The sequence below is a fragment of the Streptomyces sp. 11x1 genome (genome assembly GCF_032598905.1).
Classification (GTDB): Bacteria; Actinomycetota; Actinomycetes; order Streptomycetales; family Streptomycetaceae; genus Streptomyces.
The window spans coordinates 1,642,998-1,663,480 of sequence record NZ_CP122458.1 but is presented as its reverse complement, the minus strand read 5'-3'; the positions used below and the strand labels follow the sequence as shown (position 1 = coordinate 1,663,480).

Below are 20,483 nucleotides of genomic sequence, written 5' to 3'. Positions count from 1 at the left end.
CGAGCCGGAGGCTACTGGCGGCTGACGGTACGCGTCACACCGGTGACGACCGTCGTCGCCAGGATCCAGCCGGTGATGACGAGGACGTACGACAGCCACTGCGACCAGCCCTCGGGCGCGTAGGCCCGTTCCTGCCCGAAGTCGATGATCGGGAGGAGCAGGTCGAGGGTGTAGAAGACCGGGTTGAACTCCGGGGCCTCGTCCGCCTTGAGCGGGCTGGGCGTCCGCACCGCGTACGCCAGCGAGCCCACCGCCATCAGCGACAGCAGCCAGACCGCCGCGCGCAGCGGACGGAAGCCGTAGCCGACGGTGGCGTCCTGGGCGTAGCCCCAGAGCCGGCCGTGCCAGCGGAGCGTGGCCCGGTTGCGGCGCTGCTTGGCGAGTTGGACCCGCCGGGCGGCGTCGTCGTCACCGATCCGGCGGTACGCGGCGGTCAACTGCTCGTAGGCGTACGGCAGATACCCCTCCCCGTCCCGCTCCAGCATCGGCAGCCGCCGCTCGGCGGGCACGTGCGGGATCAGGGAGGTGTAGGAGAGGCTGTTCAGCAGGACCTGGTCCGGCAGCTTGTCCGGCTCCACGAACAGCACCTCTATCTGGGCGCGGCGCAGGTTCAGGACGCCCTCCACCGGCGGGCCCTCGCGCAGCCACAGTTCGCTGATGACACTGCTGCTCACCCGCAGCGCCGTACCGCCGGGGTTGGACAACCGGGCGTAGGACAGCTCCAGCCAGCCGCCCACGCGGGTCCCGCGCAGCTCCACCCGCCCGCGTACGTCCGCGTGCCGCAGCACGACATCGGACTCGGTGGCGAGGGTCTCCGCGGCGAGGGCGGTACCGCCCGGCCGGTGCAGCCGGGCGCGGCGCAGGTCGATCTTGCCGGCGACATGGGCGCCGCCCAGCCGAACCTCACCGTCCGCGCGCAGTCCGGGAGCGCACAGTTCCTCCCCGATCTCCGCCTGGGTGAGCCGCAGCGCGGGCTCCCCGTCCGACGCGGTGAACTCGGCGCGTTCCATGAACAGGGTCCCGGAGATCTGCGCCCCGGTGAGCTTCACCGGCCCCCCGAAACGGCATTCCGTCAGCCGCAGCCCGCCGTCCACGCGGGCCCGTGCCGAACGCAGGCCGGGCAGGGTGGACTTGGACAGATTGAGGTAGTTGAAGTGCGCGCCGGAGAAGTCGGGCACCTCGTCGAACCGACAGCCGCTGAGGCGTACGACGCTCTCCACCGTCGCGTACTTGAGCTCCAGGCGGCCGGTGATCCGGGCGCCCTCGATCTTGAGGGCCGCGACCTCGCCCTCCTCCTGGGGAGCGGTCAGCAGCAACGCCCGCAGCACCCGCGCCCGGACGGTCCGTTCCGGACCCCAACCGGCGCCGTCCACGGCGGCACCGTCCTCGGCGGTCGGGCGGTCCGCGGCCCCGAAGTCCACCGCCGCGCCGAGCGGAAAGGCGTCCCACACCCGCCGCTCGGCCGCCGTCAGATCGTTGATCATCATCAACGGGAATCTCACCCGCGACGCTTGTACCTGTCAACTACCGCGATCCGGCCGCACGTTCCGGCCGGATCCCGAACGACACACCCTGCCGCCCCTCGGTACTCCCTTCAGTGCTCCCTCTAGTGCCCCCACGCCCCGGCGTGCGCGCGGTGCGCGTCCGTGAGGCCGTTGGTGAAGAAGCGTTCGTAGTACTCGTTCTCCACGTGGTGGACCTGGAGCCACACGCCCGGGACGTGGATCGCGTCCGTGTGGGCCGGGAAGCGGCCGTGCGTGCGGAGGATGTACTCGCAGACGTCACGGGCGCACTCGATCACCCGCTCCTCGTACTCACTGGCCTCGGTGAGATAGCGCTGCCCGTAGTCCTCCCGGTAGATCCGGGCGAAGACGTCCCGGTCGGTGTAGACGCCGCCGCGGCCGAACTTGTCCCGGACGATTCTCCGCACCGCCTCCGACATGGTCCCGAACACGGGTGGGCACGCGGCGGCGATCAGCGGCGCGCCGCCGTCGGGGGAGGGCAGCCGGACCGGGTGCGCGCGCACGTTCGCGTACTTCGGCAGGGGGATGTGCCAGCGCCAGATGTCGGCCGGGCGCCAGCGCGGGGTGACGAAGTCGAAGCCGAGCATCCTGCCGTACCTGCGGGAGAACTTCGGGTCGCCGAGGGCGATCTGCGGGTTGATGGTGGCGTGGATCCAGGCGCCCAGGCCCATCGCCTCGGCCGTGAGCATCAGGTTCTGCAGCAGCAGGTCCGCCTCGATCTGGGTGCGCATGGGGCCGAGCGCGCCGAGCGGCAGCTTCAGGTCCCCGTTGAGGAACCCGTTCCGCACCCACGCGCGGACCCCGGCCGGGCGGTAGAAGTTGCGGTCGTCCACGAAGGTCGGACGCGCCCCGTCCGGCTGGGTGAGCAGGTACATCAGCGCGTTCACGTACTGGTGGGAGAGGTCGACCACGGGGAACAGCAGGGTCGTGCCCGGCAGGTTGGACAGGAAGCGGTTGGAGTCCAGGTACGCCGGGAAGTCCCGCTGGTCCGGTGCGACGTCGAGGCGGTGGTCCAGGACCTTCACCTTCGCCCGGCGGGCCCGGGCGATCAGCGTCTCGGCGTCGAACGGCTCGTCCGGTGCCGGCTCCAGCCTGCGCAGGAAGTAGGTGCCCGAGTCGTTGACGAGGAAGAAGTGGGTGCCCTGCGCGTTGTCCGGGCTGCCCGCGGTCCGGCCCGCCATCGTCAGGTTGGGCTTGGACATGATGGGGGTGCCGTTGTCCGGGTCCTCGAAGGGCCGGTCGGGCATGGTGAGGCCGGTGGTGCCGGTGATCGCGATCAGCACCGCCTCCTCCAGCTCGGTCAGGGGCTCGGCCGCGTTGCGGGAGGTGTAGGTCATGGTCCCGGCGGACACCTTGGCACCCCGGCTCACACGGTGGGTGCGGCGGCGCCACACGGTCCGCAGCAGCGGACGGTCGAAGAGGTCGGCGAGCCCCGGGTGGGTGGTGCCCACGCCGGTGCCGGGCTGTTCCTGGACCGCGAGCTGTTCGCCCGCCCCGGGTATCGCGGACGGCTCCGGGTCTCCGGGCAGCTCGGAGTGGTTGTCGGTGAAGGTCATGCGTGTTCCCCCCGTTGTCGTTCGGACCCGGGGCACCACGTGACACATGACCCCGGGTCGTCTGTCACGGCGTCATGGTGAACCGCCGTCGGTCGTACCGGTGGTGCCGGTCGTGGGCACCGTCCGCCACGGCGCGAAGGCGCTCGCGTCGCGCGGCAGGAGGGGTGCCAGCTCCGGGCAGTGGCGCTGGACCACCGCGTTCATGCCGCCCTTCTCGACCCAGTCGATGCCGAGCGGTGTGTAGACCTCGGGCCGGTAGTCGACCGTCAGGAAGCGGTCGCTCTGCAGCCGTCGGCTGGCCATCAGGACGAAGATCCGGAAGGCGGTGTCGCTGAAGCCGAAGCCCTCCGGCGGGTTCTCCGCGAACAGCCCGACCACGGTGTCGATCTCGTCCACGTCCCGGTAGACGTCCTTGAGCCGCGCCAGCGTCTCGGGGTTCTCGGTCAGCTCCTCGAAGGAACGGATCCGCCCCCGGTGCAGCCCGGCCCGGAAGTCGTTGTAGCGCGGCACCCCCCGCCTGCGCGTGCGGACCAGGTCGACGACCGACAGATCGATGATCTCCCCGTCCCGCTCGAAGCGCTGGAGCGAGCGGGGGAAGTTGTGCAGGGTGATCGCGCCGGGGTGGGCGATCCCGAACGAGTACAGCGCGTTCGCGAGTCCCGTCTTCCGGATCTGCGCCTCGGCCGCCCCGCCCTGGATGTCGGGGAAGCCCACCGTCTGCAGCCGCCGCCCGAACTGGTGCTCCCGCAGCTCGAAGTCGTCCGGGATCAGCGGATGCATACGGTAGACGGTGGTGAAGTCCTCCGTCAGTGAGTACGGCGCCGAGTGGTGGTCCGGCAGCGTCTTCGGGATGCCGGTCAGCGAGTGCGCCTCGAACAGCCACAGGCCCAGCTGGTTGAGCCAGTTCTTCGGCGGGCCCGACCAGTTGGTGCGCAGCGCGCGATCGATCGCCTCGGTGGCCAGGATCGCGGGCGTCCACTCCACGGTGTGGATCTTCGCGATCAGCGCGGACACCACGAGCCGGGCCGTCTGGTAGATCTTCTCCTCGCTCATCGAGGGGTACTGCGCCCGCAGCGCGTCGCAGATCGCGTTGTGCTCCCGCGCGAAGAGCGTGTGCAGGGCGCTGAGGCCCATCCACCAGCTCTCGTTGAAGCCGGTGAGCGGGATGCCGTGGGTGCCGCCCGGCAGATGGCCGTCCTCCAGGCGGAGTTTCGCGCCCCCGTCCGGCTCGCGCAGGGACCGTGCGGTCCGCTCGTTCTCGCCGTACACCTCGGAGCCGTCCCACCAGTGCGAGGCGGAGTTGGCGAACAGGATCGGCGGGCGGCCGGGCACCTCCAGGCCCTCGTTCTCGGCGAACCGCATCACCCGCTCGGTCGGGCCGCCCGGCACGTTCCGCCAGGTCCCGTCGTAGCCGGGCGGCAGCGGCACCTCCACACTGCGGTCACCGGTCTTGTACCGCCGGTGGTTCACCCAGTCGTGCACCTGGAACTGGATCCACGCCGCCGCCAGCACATTGAGCGAGGTCGCCGGCACGAAGCTCTCCCGGTGCAGCAGCTGCCTGCTGACCGTCACCGGGTTCGGTGTGTCGAAGGTGTCCGGCCGGTAGTCCGGCTTCAGGTTCCGCCCGAACGCGGCCCCCACCGCGCCCATCGCCGGCTCCGACAGATCGTTGTACGTCCCGTCGTACGACCGCTCCGTGCGCAGCCGCTCCGGGATCGGCTCCGGCACGGGCTGGGCCTTCGGCGGGGCCTCGCGGACCTCGGTGTCGATCAGGTTCAGCCGGCGCAGCGTCTTCCGCAGGAAGACCAGGTTCAGCAGACTCAGCGACAACGGCAGCCGGTGCCACGGCACGGCACGGTTCAGCAGCCCGAGCGCGGGGCCCACGAGACGGCCGAGCACCTTGTTGCGCAGGGGTTCCTCGGTGACGAAGCGCTGCCCGAGGCGGTGCGCGCCGCTCGCCCGGTACCCGGCCTTCCGGGCCCGGTTGATATGGCCCAATGGCCGGAAATCATCGGTCGTGTACCACGGATTGAAGGTCAGGTCCTCGATCCGCCGTGCCGCCGCCCGAGCCTCGGCCCCGTCCAGCTTCTGTGCGGGGACGGTGAGCCGGGCGATCGGCACCGCCGGCGCCACCGCGTCCTTCCACTCCGCCGCCGCGTCCTCGACCGGTGTGCGCCGCTCGTCCACGTACCGCTGCACGCACAGATCGAACGCCACGTCCGCCTGCCCGAGCCGCCGCGCCAGCTCCCGGTGCAGGAAGTCCGGGTCCCGGCGATCGGGCTCGGCCGCCGCCGGTGTGCCGGGCGCGGGCCGCAGCAGATAGCGCACCGGACCGGCGTCGCCCCACAGAATGGCGCCGCGGCTCCAGTAGGTCTCGGTGGCCAGGGAGTTGACGGGCCGTCGGGTGGCCGCCGTCACATTGCGCCGCATCCGTGCGGCCGTCCTCGGCCCCACCGCCAGCGGCAGCTTCACGAACAGTGCGAACGCCTTCCGCAGCCGACTCCGGGCTCCCGCCATGGCCTTGGCGAACGCCACGAACTCCCGCGCGTCGCTCGCGTGCGACACCGGGAAACTGGTGGCCAGTAGATCGTGGCTCACCCCCTCCGACACCCGCACCCGCACGGCCGCGCCCCGCAGATCGGGTGAGCCGTCCCCCTGCCGGATCCCGCTCGCGTTGGACAGCCGGACCACCGCGGGGTAGTCGGCACCCGGCTGCGCGAACCCGGTCCGCAACGCCACCGGCAGGTCGTCGTGGAACCGCAGCCGCGCGTTCTCCACGCCCAGCGGCGCCTTCGCGTGGAACGCCCGAGCGAGGCCACCGCCCCCGGCCCGCCGGTTTCTGACCTGGACCTCCATCAGCTCCCGTGCCAACCGCTCGAACACGAGCCGCTCGGCCTCGGGGCTGCCCCCGTCGTACCGCTCGTAGCGCTGATCGTGCTGCCCTGTCTCGGCCATCGCCGCTCCCCCTACCGACGCGCTGCGTATGTACGCGCACTCATGCGCACGCGATGCATACGGGACAGGGGCCGCACGCTACCGGTGGCGCGGTTCCGGCCACAGCGACAGTTCACGCCATGTGCACATCTGCCGACAATGCTACGGAAGGTCCGGTTCCCCGCACCCCGAGGAGTGCGGGGATGTGTCCGATCGGCGTCTACTTCCCCTTCATCGACTCCACCGCGTGGCCGCCGAACTGGTTGCGCAGCGCGGCGATCATCTTCATCTGGGGCGAGTCGTCCTGGCGTGAGGCGAAGCGGGTGAACAGCGACGCGGTGATCGCGGGCAGCGGCACCGCGTGGTCGATGGCGGCCTCGACCGTCCACCGGCCCTCACCGGAGTCCTCGGCGTAGCCACGCAGCTTCTGAAGGTGCTCGTCCTCGTCGAGCGCGTTGACGGCGAGGTCCAGCAGCCACGAGCGGATCACGGTCCCCTCCTGCCAGGAGCGGAACACCTCGCGCACGCTCGTCACCGAGTCGACCTTCTCCAGCAGCTCCCAGCCCTCGGCGTACGCCTGCATCATCGCGTACTCGATGCCGTTGTGGACCATCTTGGAGAAGTGACCGGCGCCGACCTTGCCGGCGTGGACATAGCCGTACGGCCCCTCCGGCTTGAGCGCCTCGAAGATCGGCTGGAGCCGCTCGACGTGCTCCTCGTCGCCGCCGACCATCAGGGCGTAGCCGTTCTGCAGGCCCCAGACGCCGCCGGAGACACCGGCGTCGACGAAGCCGATGCCCTTCGCGCCCAGCTCGGCCGCGTGCTTCTCGTCGTCCGTCCAGCGGGAGTTGCCGCCGTCGACGACAGTGTCGCCCGGCGACAGCAGCTCCGCCAGCTCGTCGACGACGGACTGGGTGGCAGCGCCGGCCGGGACCATCACCCAGACCGTGCGCGGCCCGTCGAGGCGCTCGACCAGTTCGGCGAGGCTGCCCACGTCGGACACCTCGGGGTTGCGGTCGTAGCCGACGACGGTGTGGCCGGCGCGGCGGATCCGCTCGCGCATGTTGCCGCCCATCTTGCCGAGACCGATGAGACCCAGCTGCATCGTTGCCATGTCAGTTCACCTGTTCCATACGGGAGTCGAGCGGAGGCGTGTCAGTCATCGGCGGCGGTCTGCCCGTCGCCCGCGCCGCCCCGCAGGGCGACGGCGTACATCTCGTCGGCGTCGAGGCGGCGCAGCTCCTCGGCGATCAGCTCGGAGGTGGCGCGGACCTTCAGGGCGAGGGTGCGCGACGGCTGCCCGGGCAGGGTGAGCGTGGCGAGCGGCCCCTCGGGCCGGTCGATGACCACCTCGCCCCTCGCGGTGCCGAGCCGTACGCCCGTGACCACCGGCCCGGCGGTCAGCACGCGCTCGACGGACACCCCGAGGCGGGCCTCCAGCCAGCGGGCCAGCAGCTCGGCGCTGGGGTTGTCGGCCTCGCTCTCCACGGCGGCCGAGGTGATGGTCTCCTTGGCCTGGTCGAGGGCGGCCGCGAGCATGGAGCGCCACGGCGTGAGCCGCGTCCAGGCGAGGTCGGTGTCGCCGGGGGTGTAGGAGGAAACCCGCTGTTCGAGTGCGGCGAGCGGGGTCTCCACGGCGTACATGTCGGTGATCCGGCGCTGCGCGAGCGCGCCCAGCGGGTCCTTCGCCGGGTTCTCCGGCGCGTCCACCGGCCACCACACCACCACCGGCGCGTCCGGCAGCAGCAGCGGCAGGACCACGGAGTCGGCGTGGTCGGAGACCTCGCCGTACGTCCGCAGCACGACCGTCTCGCCGGTGCCCGCGTCGGCGCCGACCCGCACCTCGGCGTCCAGGTGCGACTTGGTGCGGTCCTTCGGGGTGCGGGCGTGCCGCTTGATGACGACCAGGGTGCGCGAGGGGTGCTCGTGCGAGGCCTCCTCGGCGGCCTTGATCGAGTCGTACGCGTTCTCCTCGTCCGTCACGATCACCATCGTGAGGACCATGCCCACGGCGGGCGTGCCGATGGCCCGGCGGCCCTGCACCAGGGCCTTGTTGATCTTGCTTGCCGTGGTGTCAGTCAGGTCGATCTTCATGGCCTGCGCCAGCTCCGTCCGTCTTGTGCGAGCATCTCGTCCGCTTCCGCGGGACCCCAACCACCCGAGGCATACTGCGCGGGCCTGCCGTTCTTGGCCCAGTACTCCTCGATCGGGTCGAGGATCTTCCAGGACTCCTCCACCTCCTGATGGCGGGGGAAGAGGTTGGCGTCGCCGAGCAGCACATCCAGGATCAGCCGTTCGTACGCCTCCGGGCTGGACTCCGTGAACGACTCGCCGTACGCGAAGTCCATCGTGACGTCCCGGATCTCCATCGAGGTACCCGGCACCTTCGAGCCGAAGCGCACGGTCATCCCCTCGTCCGGCTGCACCCGGATGACGATCGCGTTCTGCCCCAGCTCCTCGGTGGCGGTGGAGTCGAAGGGGGAGTGCGGGGCGCGCTGGAAGACCACCGCGATCTCGGTGACCCGGCGGCCGAGCCGCTTGCCGGTGCGCAGATAGAAGGGGACGCCCGCCCAGCGGCGGTTGTCGATGCCGAGCTTGACCGCCGCGTAGGTGTCCGTGGTGGAGGACCGGTCGATGCCCTCCTCCTCCAGATAGCCGCGCACCCGCTCGCCGCCCTGCCAGCCGGCCGCGTACTGGCCGCGCACGGTGTGCCGGCCCAGGTCCTTCGGCAGCCGCACGGCCTTGAGCGCCTTCAGCTTCTCGGCCAGCAGCGCCTCGGCGTCGAAGGCCGCCGGTTCCTCCATGGCGGTCAGGGCCAGCAGTTGCAGCAGGTGGTTCTGGATGACGTCTCGGGCCGAGCCGATGCCGTCGTAGTACCCGGCGCGACCGCCGATGCCGATGTCCTCGGCCATGGTGATCTGCACGTGGTCGACGTAGCTCCGGTTCCAGATGGGCTCGTACATCTGGTTGGCGAAGCGGAGCGCCAGGATGTTCTGGACGGTCTCCTTGCCGAGGTAGTGGTCGATGCGGAAGACCTGCTCGGGGTCGAACACCTCATGCAGGACCGCGTTCAGCTCGCGTGCGCTGGCCAGGTCGTGGCCGAACGGCTTCTCGATGACCGCGCGCCGCCAGGAACCCTCGGGCGGACTGGCCAGGCCGTGCTTCTTGAGCTGCTTGACGACCTTCGGGAACATGCTCGGCGGCACGGAGAGGTAGAAGGCGAAGTTGCCGCCCGTCCCCCGGGAGCCGTCCAGCTCCTCGACGGCCTCGCGGAGCCGCTTGAACGCCTCGTCGTCACCGAAGTCGCCCGGGATGAAGCGCATCCCCTCGGCGAGCTGCTGCCAGACCTCCTCGCGGAACTCGGTGCGGGCGTGCTCGCGGACCGCGTCGTGCACGATCTGCGCGAAGTCCTCGTCCTCCCAGTCCCGGCGGGCGAACCCCACCAGCGAGAAGCCCGGGGGCAGCAGACCCCGGTTGGCCAGGTCGTACACGGCCGGCATCAGCTTCTTGCGGGACAGGTCACCGGTCACCCCGAAGATGACGAGCCCGGACGGGCCCGCGATCTTCGGGAGCCGGCGGTCCTCCGCGTCCCGGAGCGGATTGCGCCACTCGGTGGTCATTCCCCATCAACTCCCTTGCTGTTCAAGAACTCCCCCTGGCCTGCGGCGTCGTGTCGACAGTGATCATCTTCCTTCAGGCGCGCGTGCCGGCCGCGTCGGTGCCGGGCCGAGTCGTGCGGTCGAGCACGCTCCTCGCCACGGCGGCGACGTTCTCGGCGGTGAAGCCGTACTCGGCGAACAGGGTCCTGGCGTCGGCGGAGGCGCCGAAGTGTTCGAGGGAGACGATGCGGCCGTGGTCACCGACGTAGCGGTACCAGGTCAGATCGAGCCCCGCCTCGACCGCCACGCGGGCCCGCACGGACGGCGGCACCACGCTCTCGCGATATTCGCGCGGCTGTTCCTCGAACCACTCCACCGACGGCATCATGGACAGAGACTTCCCGGACGGCGACCGGATCAAGGCCTTTCCGTTCCCCGTCGATCGCGGACTCTCCGTTGCCGGCATGTGGATCGGCCCGATGGGGACCTTTGGCTCTGGCACGTGGATGTACCCCTGGGTGGGGTCCGCCCTCGTCGACTTCCATGCCAACACCGTTGCGTCTGAGTCTTGAGTCGCAGGTCGAGCCCGGGTGAATGACGCAACGGGACGTCCTGATAGATCAACTTGTTGTCGAAGCAAGGTGATCACCGGGAGTCCCGTCGCAGGAGAAGTCTGTATCACGCGCACGGCCGAGGCGGCCGGGGGTCTGTGTGCGCCCGGTCACTTGGGCGAGCTGACGCAGACCGTGGACTTCATGCTGGTGGACGCGGTGATCGAGGAGGCCGGGTCACGCGAGAAGCGGCTGCGGCTGCTTCCGTCCCGGGTCGTGGTCTACTTCGTCCTCGCGCTGGCACTGTTCGAGAACTGCTCCTACCGGTGTGTGTGGGGCAAGCTGACGGCGGGGCTGGACGGACTGCCGTCGGTGCGTCCGGCGGTCTCCTCACTTTCCCGGGCCCGACGGCGCATAGGAGCGGCACCGCTGCGGCGGCTGTTCGAGATCCTCGCCGGGCCCGTCGCCCACCTTGGGCAGGCCGGTTCGTCCTATCGAGGGCTTCGGACCGTGGCCGTGGACGGCACTTTGCCGCACGTGCCCGATGAGGAGGCGCTCACCTGGCGCCATCCCAAGCGAGCGGGCGAGGTGCTCGGCGGTTGAGACCGTGCCTGCACTGCGTCCGCTCCCTGCCCGAACCGCGGTGCCCCCTCCGCGGAAGGGCCGGCACGGCATCCGGACGAAACGTGATCATGCAACGGCCCCTGTCATGTGTCCGGCGTCACCCTCGACCGCACACATTTACCAGCGAGTAAGGATATTTGCCCCTGGTTGTCGAGCCAAATCGATCCTAGGTTCATCGATGTCATTCACGGACACCGGTTGGGAAACCGTCGTCGCGAGTCGACGGTCCCGGTGAGAGCGTAAGGGGATCACCGATGGCAGGCGGCAGGTCACGTAAGAAGCGGCGATTCAAGATGCGACTTTTCGCCGGATTGGCAGCAGTCGGACTGTCGGGCATCGTCGTGTTCGCGGCGAATGCCGCCGACAATACCATCGACGGCACCCTCGACTACGTCGCACTCGGAGATTCGTACTCCTCTGGCCACGGCGCGAGCAGTACCTACACGGGGGCTGCCAACACCACTTGCAAGAGGAACGACTTAGCCTATCCGAATCTCTTCTTCGCGAAATACGTGGCCTCCGAGCAACCGTCCAAGTCGTCCAGCATGTTCAACCTGGCATGCACCGGAGCGAAGATACAGGATGTCATCGACAAGCAGCTCGGCAACGTAACAGGCTCTGTCGAAATGGTGACCATCACTATTGGTGGGAATGATGTGCACTTCGCCGACGTCGCGAGAACCTGTGTCCTGAACGGTTCGGCGGTCTGCACGCAGGCGTTGAACGAAGCCAGTCCCAATATTTCGGCGCTGCGGCAGCCGCTCACCGATCTCCTCGCTCAGATACGCAGCCGGGCGCCGATCGCCAACATCGTCATTTCCGGGTATCCGAAAATTTTCGCCACCGGAGATTGCGGCGCCTTGTCCATCTCGGAAGACAACCGGGACCGTATGAGGGGCCTTCAAGATGTGATGAATGATCTGATCCGGGAAGTGGCGGCGGCCAGCGATCGGGTTCAGTACGCCGATCCGGATGGCCTCTTCAACGGCCACCGGGTGTGTGACACCGGCGATCTGTGGATGAATCAGGTGAGCGACGCAATCGCGCAGCTGGATACCGGGGCGGCCTACCACCCCAACGCGAACGGCCACGCGGCCATGGCCGACGCGGTCTTCGCGGCCGCCCTGGGCGGCACCACCGGGCCTCAGGCCAACTAGCCATCCACCTCAGGACCGATCATTCCGGTCCGCGCCACATCCTGTAAGGAGTGCACCCACTCATGCCCCCCAAAGGCTCTCGCGCTCGACGTCCTCGGCCTCTCAAGGCCGCCGCCTTCGGCCTCGGGCTGCTCACCGTCCTCAGCGTCGCCGCCGGCATTGGTATCGCCAACGAGGACAGTGGCAGAGCCAGTACCGCCAACACTGTAAAGGCTGCTGATGCCAGTCGGCGCGACGAGGTCCTCGATCTTGTTAATGCCGCCGACATCCCTGGGCTGGACGCCTTCTCGGTCGGCATCGATCCGATCGCAGACAGGATCGGTGTGCACCTTTTCGTCCCAGCGGGTCTGCCGGTCGCTGCGGAGGCAGCACTCCAATTCGGTGACGATGTCACGGTAACGGTCCAGAAAGCTTCGGCGCCGGTCCCGCATATCAACGTGAGCGGCGGTGCGTCGATCGGTGACGTCGGTTTTGGGGCATGCACGGCGGCTTTCGCCGTCGGGCTCGCCGACGGGCAGTCGGGATTCCTCACCGCAGGACACTGTTTCAGCCCCCAGACCGCCGCCAACCAGCAGACCGCCCTGATCGGCTCGGTGAGGGCAACCGGGCACTCATTCAATTACGGCCCGTCCGATCACGGAATATACGCCCTGAACGACAGCCCCAACACCAACGACGCGTTGCCCCAGGTCGCTGACGACAGCGGGACCCACCCGGTCCGGGGAATCACCGAACCGACAGTCGGCACGGAGATCTGCAAGCACGGCATCACCACCGGAACGACCTGCGGGAAGGTGACTCTCGTGAACACCCGGGTCACCTATGCAGCGTCGGGTTCCCGGCCAAGTACGCAGATAAATGGTGTGATCCAGAGCGATCTGTGCTCGGAGCCCGGTGACAGTGGCAGTGCGGTCTATACCCGACCGGCGGCAGGCAACAACACCGCTGTCAACGCCGTCGCAGTCCACAGTGGAGGAAGCACCTTCAAGCAAGGTGACAAGCAATTGTGCGGCGAGAAGGTGGGATTCAACAACGTCGCCTACCACGTCCCGCTGTCCGCCACCCCTGCCAAGAGCACCAATCCGTTCGATGACGTCTTCATCAAGGTCGCTCCCTGACCTCCGATGTGACGGCGGCTTCCCGCGGCCCAACGGTCCGTCAGATCCAGGAATTCGAGGATCGCTGCAAGACAGGTTCGGTTGATCAGACCGTGGGCGGTTTGGACAGACGCTCGGCCGGGGTTTCCCAGCCGAGCGTCTTGCGTGGGCGGCCGATGAGTTCGGCGGCGACAGTGTCCAGCTTCTCGCGGGCATGACGGGAAAGGTCAATGAGCTCTTTCCCACCTGCTGATGGGTCAGCTGGTTGGCGTTCCGGGCGGAGATGCGCTGACACGCGGTGCGGGGCGGGCTCCACCGCAGTGGAGCCCGCCCCGCACCCGAGTCGTGCCTCAGCCAAGCCGACTGTCAGCGGCCGAAGTTGAACCAGTTCACGTTCACGAAGTCCTGCGGCTGTCCGCTGGTGAAGGTCAGATAGACGTCATGGGTGCCGGTGACCCCGCTGATGTTCGCGGGCACCGTCCGCCAGGACTGCCAGCCGCCGGTGTTGCCGATCGAGAAACTGCCGACCGGTGCGTTCGAACGGCTGTCGAGCCTCACCTCGACCAGGCCGCTCACCCCCGCGCCCGCGCCGGAGGCCACCCGGGCGACGAACTGGGTCGCGGCCGTGGAGCCGAAGTTCACGTGTCGGAAGAGCGCCCAGTCGCCGTTGGCCAGGGCGCCGATGTTCTGTCCGCCGCCGGTGTCGGTCGTGGTCTCGGTGAGCGTGCCGCTCTGGCTGTTGTACGACTCGGCCTGGATGGCGCTGTACGCGTCCCGGGTGCCCGTCGGCGGCGGCGTGGTGGGGCCCCCGGCCGCCGACAGCACCTGCACGTAGTCGACGACCATCGGGACACCGGAGCGGGTGTCCCCGTCCAGACCGCCGCCGAACGCGTCGGGGAAGGCGCCGCCCATGGCCACGTTCAGGATGATGAAGAACCCGTGGTCGGTGGCGTTGGTCCAGGTGGTCGCGTCGACCTGGTTGGCGTTGACCGAGTGGAACTGGGTGCCGTCGACGAGGAACCGGATCGTCTCCGGGGTCACCGAGCGGTCCCACTCCATGGTGTAGGTGTGGAACCCGGACTGGCAGGTCGTGTTCGGGCACGCGGTGGAGTTGCCGATACCCGTCGTCTCGTTGCACGGGCCGCCGGGGTTGGTGCCGCAGTGCATCGTGGCCCAGACCTGGTTGCGGCCCTGCACGTTCTCCATGATGTCCAGCTCGCCGACGCTCGGCCAGTTCTGGTAGTTGCCCCGGTAGGGCGCGCCCAGCATCCAGAATGCCGGCCAGTAGCCCTCGGCGGCCGTCCCGGTGACGTTCGGCATCTGGAGCCGGGACTCGACCCGCAGCTTGCCGCCCGCCGGGGGCTGGAAGTCGGTGCGGTTGGTCTCGATCCGGCCCGAGGTCCAGCGGCCGGCCGCGTCCCGGATCGGGGTGATGCGGAGATTGCCGTTGCCGTCGAGGGAGACGTTGGCGGTGCTGTTCGTCATCGTCTCGACCTCGCCGGTACCCCAGTTGGCAGGACCGCCGGGGTACGAAGTCCCGGTCGCGTACTGCCAGTTGGAGGTGTTGACGCCGGTGCCGGCGGTGCCGTTGAAGTCGTCGACGAAGACCTGCGTCCAGCCGGCGGGCGGGGTGGGGGCGGCGCCCTGCGCGGTCGTCGCCCAGGCGGTGGCCAGGGCCAGCGCCGTGGCCACGGCGAGGAACGCGCGTCGCAGGGGGCGGCGGCGTCCCACGGGCGCGCCGCGGTCGGGTATGCCGGGGGTTTCACTCATGGCGGCCTCTTCGGGTGTACGGAGTGAATTGCGCGGGTGTGGGGGAGCGCTCCGCGGAGTCCCGTCCTGAGAGCGCTCTCAAAGAAGAGCGTGCGGTCAATGTGCGCTCCGGCGCCGCGGCCGTCAAGAGTTAAAGCGGAGAAAGTCCGTGCGGGGGCGGCGAGTTCACGATATGAAGATCGGCCGTCTCGGGAGGTGTCCACGTCCCCACGCCGTTACCTTGCGGCTGGTTGGCTTCCGGCGGAGGGCGGTCAGTCGCCGGTGGTGGGCACGGTCGGTCCGGCCTCCGTCGGCTCGTCCGGGTTGACCGAGAAGGCCATGTTCCCGGCCGTCGCCACGATCGCGTCGTCCACGAGCAGCACCCGGGGCGGGGTCTGGGTGGCGATGTCCCCCGGGTCGTCGAGCGCGTCCGTACGCCACAACTCGGCGCCCGTGCCGCGCTCCAGGGCCAGCAGTCGGCCGAACCGGTTGGCGAAGTAGATCTCGTCGCGGGCCGCCGACACCACCGGGGCGGACAGGTTCTCCATGTCGGTGGTCAGCTCCCACAGCACCTTGCCGCTGTTCGCCGACACGGCGGTGACGGCCCCGCTGGTCCGCACGAAGTACACGACCCCGTCCATGAGCGTCGCCGCGCCGCGCAGCGCGCGCTCCAGCGGGATCCGGGTGACCTTCCCGGTCTCCGGGGCCACCCGCAGGAACGCGTCGTACGGCCGCTCGTACCCCGCCTGGTAGACCTCCTCGGTGGTCTCCGCCTCCAGGAACAGCGGCCGCCCGCCGACCGCGCCCAGGGCGAGCGACTTCTCGGGCATCGGGGTGCGTGCCCGAGGGGTGCCGTCGTCAGGATCGAGCCGTACGAGGGTGAACGGGTGCGTGTCGAGGAAGTCGTCGCCTTCCCAGCACACTTCGTGCGGGGCGTCGCCGAGCACCGTGGGGACGCAGTTGACCCCGGCGGGTTCGGAGGTCCGCCACAGTTCCCTGCCCGCCGTGTCGAGGGCGATCACCTGCGAGTGGTCGGGCGTGAGGGTGAGCAGGCCGTCGGCGAAGAGGGCCGCCGGCTCGCTCCCGCTGATGTCCCGGGCCCACCGCTGCTTCCCGGTCCGGGTGTCGAGGGCGACCAGGCGCCGCCGGGTGCTGTCGGGTTCGGTGTAGACGAAGACCAGGCCGTCCCGTACGCCGATGGGCCGTGCGGTCTGCGGGAGTTGGCCGTGACGCCATCCTGTCTTCCCGGTGGCGGCGTCCACCTTGGCGACGACGAAGCCCGTGCCGCCGCAGTACAGGTCGGTGCCGTCCGTCCGGCATCCCGTCTCGTCGTAGTTGACCGGGATGTACTCGGCAGGCAGGCCGCTGTCGGCCCGCAGCCGGGTCTGCCACGGCCGCCAGCCCCCGGGCAGCGACGCGGAACGGTAGCCCACGACGCTGTCGGCACCGGACGCCGTCGAACTGTCCTCGGCCCCCGGGTAGAGCATCAGCGCGGCGCTCAGCGCGGAGACGGTCAGGGCGGCGCCGGCGAGGAGCAACCGCCGTTTGACACGGAGCCTCGGACGGCGTCCGCCCGCAGGTCGGCCGGCCGGCGACCGGTCCTCCGTCGGCCCGCCGGCCACCGGCCGGAGGCCCGGCAGCAGGTCGTCGGCGGTCGTGTCATCCGCCCGGCCGGCGCCCACGCCGCCCGGGGCCGGGCGTTCCGTGACGGCCTGGCCCGCGTCCGCCTCGTCGACGTCGGTTCGGCCCGCGCCCCTTCGCTCCGCGACCGCCTGCCCGGTGATCGGCCGGCCGGTCTCCGCTCGTGCGGCGGCCGTCGTGTCGTCGTCGGTGGTGGGTGCGGTCCCCAACTCCCGGAACAAGGCATGCAGTTCGGTGAGATCCGGGCGGGTCGTCGGGTCCTTGTCCAGGCAGCGTTCGGCGATGGTCCGCAGCGGTTCGGGCACCGCGTCCAGCTTTGGGGCCTCGAACATGACCTGGTAGCCCGCGAGATAGGGGCTCTCGGCCTTGAACGGGCTGTGCCCGCTGGCCGCGTACACCAGCAGCGACCCGAGCGAGAACAGGTCCGACGCGGCGGTGACGTCCCTCGGTGAGCGCAGCTGTTCCGGTGACATGAACGGCGGGGTGCCGATGACCCGTCCGGTCACGGTGAGGGGCAGGTTGTCGCCGGCGCGCGAGATGCCGAAGTCGATGACGCGCGGACCGTCCTCGGCCATCAGGACGTTCGCCGGTTTCAGGTCCCGGTGCACGACGCCCGCCCGGTGGATGTCCCGCAGCGCCTCGACGAGCCCCAGCGCGAGGCCCCGGATCCGGGGAGCCGTCAGCGGACCCTCCTCACGCACCAGGTCGGCGAGCGTCGGGCCCGGTACGTACTGTGTCGCCATCCAGGGCCTGGCCGCGTCCGGGTCGGCGTCCACCACGGCGGCCGTGAACGCTCCGCTCACCCGGCGCACCGCAGCGACCTCCTGACGGAACCGGGAGCGGAACTCCTCGTCGTCGCGGTACTGGGCGTGGACCAGCTTGATCGCGACCAGTCGCCCCGACGCGGACCGCGCCCGGTAGACGACGCCCATGCCACCCGCGCCGAGCCTGTCCTCCAGGACGTATTCGCCTATGACGGTGGGATCGTCGTCCCTCAGCGGCATTTTCCACCACGCTCTTGTCCGTCGGCAGCCCCCGCACGGAGCAGCCTAGGCGATCCGTGCGGGGGCTGCCGGACCTGGGGCGCCGGGGCGCCGGGGCGGCCGGATCGGGCCGCCGCCGTTCTCGTCGGGGCCCCGGTTAATTCGATGGCTCCTCCCGAGGGGACCCGTTACCTTCCCCTCATGGCGATGACTCATGGCACGTGCACGGACCGGTTCGGCGCGGTGCGGGAGGCGTTGGCGGCCTCGTTGGACGACAAGGACGTGGGTGCCTCGGTCGCCGTGTACGTGGACGGTGAGCCGGAGGTCGACCTCTGGGGCGGATACGCCGACGTCGACCGGACCGTTCCGTGGGAGCGGGACACCCTGACCCATGTGTGGTCCACCACCAAGACGATGACCGCCCTGTGCGTGCTGATGCTCGCCGACCGGGGCGAACTGGACCTGCACGCCCCGGTGGCGAGGTACTGGCCGGAGTTCGCGGCGGCGGGCAAGGAGGACGTACGCGTGAGCCATGTGCTCTCGCACACGGCCGGTCTGCCCCGCTTCGAGGCGCCCACGACGCTGGAGGACCTCTACGACTGGCCGACCGTCACCGCGCGGCTCGCCGCGCAGGAACCGGCCTGGAAGCCCGGCACCGAAGCCGGCTACCACGCGCTGACCCAGGGGTATCTGCTCGGGGAGATCGTCCGCCGGGTCAGCGGCCGCAGCCTGGGCACCTTCCTCGCCGAGGAGGTCACGGGACCGCTGGGCGCCGACTTCCACATCGGCCTCGCCGCCGAGCACGACCACCGCGTGGCGCCGATCATCATGCCGCCCTCCTCCCCGCCCGAGGACGGCCCGCCGCCCAACCCGCACATCCCGGACGGCGCCCCCAACTCGACCGCCTGGCGCCGGGCGGAGATACCGGCCGCGAACGGCCACGGCAACGCCCGCTCGGTCGCCGCCGTCCAGTCGCTGCTGTCCTGCGGCGGCGCGGCGCGCGGGGTGCGGTTGCTGTCGGAGCAGGGGTGCGAGCGGATCTTCGAGGAGCAGTTCAACGGCATCGACAGCGTCCTGCGCGTCCCGATGCGCTACGGCATGGGCTACGGCCTGAACGGCGGCCAACTGCCCAACGCCCGCACCTGCTTCTGGGGCGGCTGGGGCGGCTCGCTCATCATGGTCGACCTCGACGCCCGGATGACCGTGGCGTACATGATGAACAAGATGATCGACGGCAGCCTCGGCGAGGAGCGGGGTTTCTCGATCCTCGCGGCCGCCTACGAGGGCCTGTCGGGCTGAACGCCCGCACGACACAGCCGAATCGACGACCACCGACCTGCCGCGACAAGCTACCGCCGCCGTCCGCGCGACCGGATCGGCCGTCGGCCGCGTCGCCCGGGAGGGGCACAACGCCGATGGCACCTCGCCGACGACTTCGGCTACGGCCAACTCGGCTCCTACGGCCGGAAACCCGCCGAACGACCGACGGGTGCGCGGCCCCGGCACGGCCACCGCGGACCGGTTCCGCCCGGGCGGACGGTTGGCTCGCCCGACGGTCAGGCGGGGGCGGAGCCCCGGCCCGGGATCAGCGAACCCCGGCGGGGTTCGTCCGGCTGCCAGCCCAGGGCGCGGGAGATACCGCGTGCCGCCACCCGCACGGCAGGCGTCAGCACCGGGACCTGGGCGCCGGCCTGGGGCACCACGACCGAGACGGCGGCGACCACGGCTCCGCCCGGTCCGCGCACGGGGGCGGCCACCGACAGCGCGTCCTCGGTGACCTGACGGCTGCTCACCGCCACGCCGGTGCGCCGTACTTCGGCGAGCGCACGACGCAACCGGGGCGCGTCCGTGATGGTGTGCGGCGTGAAGGAGGCCAACGGCCCCTCGCAGTAGGTGTCCTGTGAGTCCGCGTCGCTGTGTGCGAGGAGCGCCAGGCCCACGCCCGTGGCGTGCAGGGGCCAGCGGGCGCCGACCCGGATGTGGACGCCGACGGCGGAGCGTCCGGAGAGCCACTCGATGTAGACGACCTCGTCCCCGTCGCGGACCGCGAGCTGGACGTTCTCGTGCGTCGCCTCGTACAGGTCCTCCAGATACGGCAGCGCGATCTGGCGCAGCGCGAGCCCGCGCGGGGCGAGCGCCGCGAGTTCCCAGAGGCGGAGTCCCACGTGGTAGATCCCGCAGGCGTCCCGCTCCAGGGCGCCCCACTCGGTGAGGGCGCCCACCAGCCGGTGTGCCGTGGTGAGGGTCAGCCCGGCCCGGCGGCTGATGTCGGTCAGCGAGAGCGCCGGGTGGTCGTGGTCGAAGGAGGCCAGCACGGCGAGCAGCCGGTCGGGAGCGGAACGGACGGCCGCCGGGGTGCTTCCCGGCGCGGGCTGCCGGGGCGCGGATCCCGTCGGCGGAAGCGCGTCGGTGGTCATCGGCATCGTGGTGTCACCCCAGTCCGGCCTCGGCGATCTTCTGCAGCAGTGCGTGGAGCGTCGCGCGCTCGGCGGCGTCGAGGGGCTCCATCAGATCGTCGGAGACGCGCTGTCCGGCCTCGTCGGTGTCGCGGAGGAAGGACCGGCCGTCCTCGGTGAGTACGACGATCCGGCTGCGGCGGTCGTCGGGGGAGGGGCGCCGCTCGGCGAAGCCCAGTTTCTCCAGGTCGTCCACCAGTCCGACGATCGCGCTCGGGTCATAGCCGAGGGAGGCGCTCAGCTCGCGCTGGAGCGGGCCCGGGGAGGTGGCCAGGAAGCGCAGCAGCGCGTAGTGCCGCAGCCTGAGGCCGGACTCCTGGAGGGAGGAGTTGAACAGCTGACCGGACCTGAGCCCCAGCCGGTACAGCAGATAGCCGGTGTCCGCGTGCAGCCCGCGCATCCACGGCTCGTGCGCGTCGATCGAGGCGGCGTCCTGCGTCTGCTGGCGGGTGATGGCGAGCTCCCTGGTCCAGGGCCTGTCGTGCGGGGATCAGGCCTGCGCCCCGGTCGGGGCGGCGCGTACGTACCGCTCCAGCATGACGCAACGCCCAGGGAACAACAACTATTGACGTCAACAACTATTGCTCTTAACTTCGATCTCGACAGTGCACCT

The 20,483-nt window shown here is 70.2% G+C and carries 14 protein-coding genes and 1 pseudogene; 4 read left to right on the top strand and 11 right to left on the bottom strand.

The annotated features are described in order from the left end of the window. Window positions 1-11 precede the first annotated feature (11 nt). The 7 genes and pseudogenes from P8T65_RS07465 to P8T65_RS07435 form a co-directional block, all read right to left on the bottom strand. Window positions 12-1,487 (bottom strand): pentapeptide repeat-containing protein, encoded by a 1,476-nt coding sequence (locus tag P8T65_RS07465; RefSeq protein WP_316724571.1) that lies wholly within the window; start codon window positions 1,485-1,487, stop codon window positions 12-14. Between the two features lie 119 nt (window positions 1,488-1,606). Then, the gene (locus tag P8T65_RS07460; RefSeq protein ID WP_316724570.1) at window positions 1,607-3,079 is read right to left on the bottom strand and encodes a hypothetical protein; all 1,473 of its coding nucleotides are present in this window, start codon (window positions 3,077-3,079) and stop codon (window positions 1,607-1,609) included. 72 nt (window positions 3,080-3,151) lie between these two features. Continuing rightward, a complete protein-coding gene (locus P8T65_RS07455; protein WP_316724569.1) occupies window positions 3,152-6,034 on the bottom strand; it encodes a peroxidase family protein in 2,883 nt (960 codons plus the stop codon). A 199-nt stretch (window positions 6,035-6,233) separates the two neighbouring features. Continuing rightward, window positions 6,234-7,118, bottom strand: coding sequence for a phosphogluconate dehydrogenase (NAD(+)-dependent, decarboxylating) (gnd, locus tag P8T65_RS07450; protein ID WP_316731512.1), 885 nt, complete (start codon window positions 7,116-7,118; stop codon window positions 6,234-6,236). A gap of 50 nt (window positions 7,119-7,168) precedes the next feature. Then, window positions 7,169-8,107: a glucose-6-phosphate dehydrogenase assembly protein OpcA gene (opcA, locus tag P8T65_RS07445; protein WP_316724568.1), complete on the bottom strand. Its 939-nt coding sequence runs from the start codon at window positions 8,105-8,107 to the stop codon at window positions 7,169-7,171. Beyond that, on the bottom strand, window positions 8,104-9,633 hold the full coding sequence (zwf, locus tag P8T65_RS07440; protein WP_316724567.1) for a glucose-6-phosphate dehydrogenase: 1,530 nt from the start codon (window positions 9,631-9,633) through the stop codon (window positions 8,104-8,106). Before zwf ends, opcA begins: the two co-directional genes overlap by 4 nt. A gap of 73 nt (window positions 9,634-9,706) precedes the next feature. Beyond that, window positions 9,707-10,000 (bottom strand): annotated as a pseudogene (locus P8T65_RS07435) (transketolase-like TK C-terminal-containing protein); the annotation flags it as partial. Window positions 10,001-10,337: 337 nt separating this feature from the next. Between P8T65_RS07435 and P8T65_RS07430 the strand changes: the two are divergent. The 3 genes from P8T65_RS07430 (at window position 10,338) to P8T65_RS07420 (ending at window position 13,062) form a co-directional block, all read left to right on the top strand. Next, a complete protein-coding gene (locus tag P8T65_RS07430; RefSeq protein ID WP_399098498.1) occupies window positions 10,338-10,766 on the top strand; it encodes a transposase domain-containing protein in 429 nt (142 codons plus the stop codon). A gap of 314 nt (window positions 10,767-11,080) precedes the next feature. Next, window positions 11,081-11,944 (top strand): SGNH/GDSL hydrolase family protein, encoded by an 864-nt coding sequence (locus P8T65_RS07425; RefSeq protein ID WP_316724566.1) that lies wholly within the window; start codon window positions 11,081-11,083, stop codon window positions 11,942-11,944. Between the two features lie 62 nt (window positions 11,945-12,006). Beyond that, window positions 12,007-13,062 carry a S1 family peptidase gene (locus P8T65_RS07420; RefSeq protein ID WP_316724565.1) on the top strand — a complete coding sequence of 352 codons (1,056 nt, stop codon included), beginning with the start codon at window positions 12,007-12,009 and terminating at the stop codon, window positions 13,060-13,062. 345 nt (window positions 13,063-13,407) lie between these two features. On the opposite strand, the gene P8T65_RS07415 is transcribed toward P8T65_RS07420, so the two are convergent. Together P8T65_RS07415 and P8T65_RS07410 are read right to left on the bottom strand one after the other, a co-directional pair. Next, window positions 13,408-14,811 (bottom strand): glycoside hydrolase family 16 protein, encoded by a 1,404-nt coding sequence (locus tag P8T65_RS07415; protein ID WP_316724564.1) that lies wholly within the window; start codon window positions 14,809-14,811, stop codon window positions 13,408-13,410. A 251-nt stretch (window positions 14,812-15,062) separates the two neighbouring features. Next, window positions 15,063-17,435, bottom strand: coding sequence for a serine/threonine-protein kinase (locus P8T65_RS07410; protein ID WP_316724563.1), 2,373 nt, complete (start codon window positions 17,433-17,435; stop codon window positions 15,063-15,065). Window positions 17,436-17,615: 180 nt separating this feature from the next. Here P8T65_RS07410 and P8T65_RS07405 point away from each other — a divergent pair, with 180 nt between their 5' ends. Further along, window positions 17,616-18,713, top strand: coding sequence for a serine hydrolase domain-containing protein (locus P8T65_RS07405; RefSeq protein ID WP_316724562.1), 1,098 nt, complete (start codon window positions 17,616-17,618; stop codon window positions 18,711-18,713). A 257-nt stretch (window positions 18,714-18,970) separates the two neighbouring features. On the opposite strand, the gene P8T65_RS07400 is transcribed toward P8T65_RS07405, so the two are convergent. Further along, window positions 18,971-19,837, bottom strand: coding sequence for an IclR family transcriptional regulator (locus P8T65_RS07400; protein WP_316724561.1), 867 nt, complete (start codon window positions 19,835-19,837; stop codon window positions 18,971-18,973). 7 nt (window positions 19,838-19,844) lie between these two features. Continuing rightward, window positions 19,845-20,270, bottom strand: a complete 426-nt coding sequence (locus tag P8T65_RS07395) for a MarR family transcriptional regulator (RefSeq protein ID WP_316724560.1) — start codon at window positions 20,268-20,270, stop codon at window positions 19,845-19,847. Between the last annotated feature and the right edge of the window lie 213 nt (window positions 20,271-20,483).